A 1,025-nucleotide genomic window follows, 5' to 3' on the forward strand; every position below is an offset into this window, starting at 1 on the left:
TTAGAGAAATTGCCAATACTCACAAATTTCCGTTGTCACGCTTTATAAATGATTGTATGAAAGAATACTTAAATGTAAGCAAAGTTAACGGGTTCAACAAAGATGTAACGCTACAAGTTGGAATTAGAAACTTTCAAATCCAAGACAAATAAAAAGCCCTGATAGGGCTATTTTGTTAACTGTGGTTTTAAGTCAAACGTAACCGCTCTTTTGTTTGCCATCTGTGCTTTAAAAGCTTGTTCAAGCTGTTTTGCGGCTGACGGGTCTCTTTCTTTAATTTCATCAAATAGATTATATAATTTCTGTCTTAATTCATATTGACGCTTAACCTCTCCAGTTTTTATGCCATTACGATTGTCTGGAATGTTGTCCATTTCTCTATGCCCCGCGATGTCTCGTGTGCTGTTGCCCGGAAATAAACTTTTCGTTAGTCTCGGTTGCAACCATTCAAATTCTTCAACAATTTCATCATTCGAATATGTTGAATAGTCGCCATCAATCTTATGGTTTTCAGGCTCTGGAATCGGCTCCGGTGTCATCGGTGCGTAAATGTCATCTACGGCAGGCTCTACTGGTGTAGGTGTCTCTAAGGCCTTTGTAGGAGCTTCTGCGACAGGTGTAGGGTTGGATGGCTCAAACTCTTTCATCAAGTCATCAATCAAGTCATCGTTGGTAGGTGCTACCTGTTCTTGTTCAACCTGCTTTGTAGGCTCTGGTGGCTTCTCAGGAGCTTTTTGAAGAGGTATAGGCATGACAGGCTCAACTGGTTTAGGTGCTTCTACGGCCACCGTAGGGGCTTCTGGTGCTGGTTGCGGTTTAGGATCGGCCTTCTTATTCATCGAAGCATATTGCTCCTGAATTTTCTTCAATTCGTCTAAATCTGCTGGGGTAGGTTTGTAGCCTTCAAGCTTGAAGCCTTTGGCTTCCAATCCCATTAGCTGAAATTCGAGCCATACATTCTTCTTGAAGTAATCAGGGCCATTCACTGTAAATGATTGTGGTGGTTTGGCGTCGGCAACAAGTCT

General features: G+C 42.0%; 1 pseudogene. It reads right to left on the reverse strand.

Going from position 1 to position 1,025, the window contains the following annotated elements:
- Nucleotides 1–167 precede the first annotated feature (167 nt).
- A pseudogene (locus ACW9JE_RS30855) lies at nucleotides 168–1,025 on the reverse strand (hypothetical protein); the annotation flags it as partial.

The sequence above is a fragment of the Pseudomonas sp. SDO55104_S430 genome, from assembly GCF_054070595.1.